This window comes from Collinsella aerofaciens, from assembly GCF_040915545.1.
GTDB lineage: Bacteria > Actinomycetota > Coriobacteriia > Coriobacteriales > Coriobacteriaceae > Collinsella > Collinsella aerofaciens_BE.
On sequence record NZ_JBCPDH010000052.1, the window covers coordinates 1,941 to 5,066 of the forward strand.

Below are 3,126 nucleotides of genomic sequence, written 5' to 3' on the forward strand. Positions count from 1 at the left end.
ACGTAAGAATGATAGCAATCATTCATCCGATCCAAACAAGAAGAATTCACTTATATATGAGTGAGGAGCATCTGATCGCGAGCACAGTACAACTGCTGTGCCGCGGTATGAGATACCCGAATTGCGACATACGAGCGCTATTCATGATATCGATTAATTAACTTTAGCGACACGTGGATATCCCGCGGGCCCGATGCGGTCCCGCAAGATACCACGGGCGCACGGCGGATGCCTTGGCACAGGGAGCCGATGAAGGACGCGGCAAGCTGCGATAATCCCCGGCGAGGAGCACACATCCTTCGACCCGGGGGTCTCCGAATGGGCGAACCCATGCACAGCAGTGTGCATATCCCCCCGCTGAACGCATAGGCGGGGGGAGGACAACCCGGGGAACTGAAACATCTAAGTACCCGGAGGAGAGGAAATCAATCTCGAGACTCCCCGAGTAGCGGCGAGCGAAAGGGGACCGATGGCCAAACCGTCGAGCGGGCATACCCGGCAGGGGTTCCGCCGACGGGGTTGCAGGGCCGCGCATCCGGGGGCTGCCGCCCCCGGGCGCAGGTCCGGCTGGGGAGCGGAACGGCATGGGAGGGCCGGCCGCAGCGGGTGACAGCCCCGTACGCGAACCCAGACCGGACGGCGCGACGCGGTCCCTGAGTAGGGCCGGGCACGTGAAACCCGGTCCGAACCTGGGTGGACCACCATCCAAGCCTGAGTACTACCCTGTGACCGATAGCGCACCAGTACCGTGAGGGAAAGGTGAAAAGCACCCCGGGAGGGGAGTGAAACAGTACCTGAAACCGTGCGCCCACGAGCAGTCGGAGCACCTTTATGGTGTGACGGCGTGCCTTTTGTAGAATGAGCCAGCGAGTCGCTGGCGCGGGGCGAGGTTAACCGAAAGGGAGCCGGAGCGAAAGCGAGCCTTAACAGGGCGACTTGAGTCCCGCGCCGCGGACGCGAAGCCGGGTGAGCTATCCGTGGGCAGGCTGAAGCGGGGGTAAGACCCCGTGGAGGGCCGAACGCACGTCGGTTGAAAACGGCGGCGATGACCTGCGGATAGGGGTGAAAGGCCAATCAAACCCGGAGATATCTCGTTCTCCCCGAAATAGCTTTAGGGCTAGCGTCGCGCGTTCACCGCCGGAGGTAGAGCACCGGATGGACGAGGGGGCTTCGCCGCCTACCGAATCCAACCGAACTCCGAATGCCGGCGGCCCAGAGCGCGGCAGTCAGAGCATGTGGGCTAAGCTGTGTGCTCGAGAGGGAAACAGCCCGGACCGCCCGCTAAGGTCCCCAAGTTCCAGCCGAGTGGCAAAGGATGTGCGTCCGCCCAGACAACCAGGATGTTGGCTTAGAAGCAGCCATCCATTCAAAGAGTGCGTAACAGCTCACTGGTCGAGTGGACATGCGCCGACAATACACGGGGCTAAGCTGGACACCGAAGCGGCGGGATTTTAATTCATTAGAATCGGTAGGGGAGCTTCCCATGGGCGGAGAAGCCGGAGGGCGACCGACGGTGGAGCGCATGGGAGTGAGAATGCTGGCATGAGTAGCGAGAGACGAGAGAGTAACTCGTCCGCCGTGAACCCGAGGTTTCCTGGGCAAGGCTAATCCTCCCAGGGTCAGTCGGGGGCTAAGGCGAGGCCGGTAGGCGTAGCCGACGCGCAGCAGGCAGACATTCCTGCACCGCGCACGCGGCGCTACGACCGACGGGGCGACGGATGGGGGTGGCTCGGCGGGGTTCTGGACGTCCCCGTGATGGAGCGCGGCCCGCGGACCAGGGAAATCCGGTCCGCACGAGGGCGAGGCTCCGGACGAAGCGACTGAGCGAAGCGAGTGAGCCCGAGGTCCCTAGAAAAACCCCTAGGCAGGCGCGTGCGCGCCCGTACCGCAAACCGACACAGGTGGGTGGGTAGAACATACCGAGGCGATCGGGTCAACCATGGTCAAGGAACTCGGCACAATGGCCCCGTAACTTCGGGAGAAGGGGTGCCCGCGCGTACGTGAACCGGCTCGCCCGGGGAGCGGAGGCGGGCCGCAGTGGAGAGGCCCAAGCGACTGTTTACCAAAAACACAGGACTCTGCAGAAGCCGCAAGGCGACGTATAGGGTCTGACGCCTGCCCGGTGCCGGAAGGTCACGCGGAGGAGTTAGCCATTTCGGCGAAGCCCCGAAGCCAAGCCCCGGTAAACGGCGGCCGTAACTATAACGGTCCTAAGGTAGCGAAATTCCTTGTCGGGTAAGTTCCGACCTGCACGAAAGGCGCAACGACTTGGGCGCTGTCTCGACCATGGACCCGGTGAAATTGCACTGGTCGTGAAGATGCGACTTACCCGCGGAAGGACGGAAAGACCCCGTGAACCTTCACTGCAGCTTGGCATTGGCCGCTGGTCCCGCGTGTAGAGGATAGGCAGGAGGCTAAGATCCGGAGGCGCCAGCCCCCGGGGAGCCGCCCTTGGAATACTGCCCTCGCGCGACCGGCGTCCTAACCCGAGGCCGTCAACCGGCTCGGGGACCGTGCCAGGCGGGCAGTTTGACTGGGGCGGTCGCCTCCTAAAGGGTAACGGAGGCGCGCGAAGGTCCGCTCGGGACGGTCGGCAACCGTCCTTTTGAATGCAAGAGTACAAGCGGGCTTGACTGCGAGGCCCACAAGCCGAGCAGGTGCGAAAGCAGGCTCTAGTGATCCGGCGGCCCCGAGTGGGTGGGCCGTCGCTCAACGGATAAAAGGTACTCCGGGGATAACAGGCTGATCTTGCCCAAGAGTCCACATCGACGGCAAGGTTTGGCACCTCGATGTCGGCTCATCGCATCCTGGGGCTGGAGCAGGTCCCAAGGGTACGGCTGTTCGCCGTTTAAAGCGGTACGCGAGCTGGGTTCAGAACGTCGTGAGACAGTTCGGTCCCTATCCTCCGTGGGCGCAGGAGAATCGATGGAGGCTGCCCCCAGTACGAGAGGACCGGGGTGGACGCACCTCCGGTGAACCGGTTGTCGACCAACGGCACGGCCGGGTAGCCGCGTGCGGCGCGGATAACCGCTGAAGGCATCTAAGCGGGAAGCCGTTCCAGGGATTAGTTCTCCTTCCGGTAAGGGCCCAGGTAGACTACCTGGTCGATAGACGGCAGGTGCAAGG

General features: G+C 63.0%; 1 rRNA gene. It reads left to right on the forward strand.

Annotated elements, in window-relative coordinates:
• Nucleotides 1–201: 201 nt before the first annotated feature.
• Nucleotides 202–3,126: ribosomal RNA gene (locus AB5202_RS09730) — 23S ribosomal RNA — on the forward strand; the annotation flags it as partial.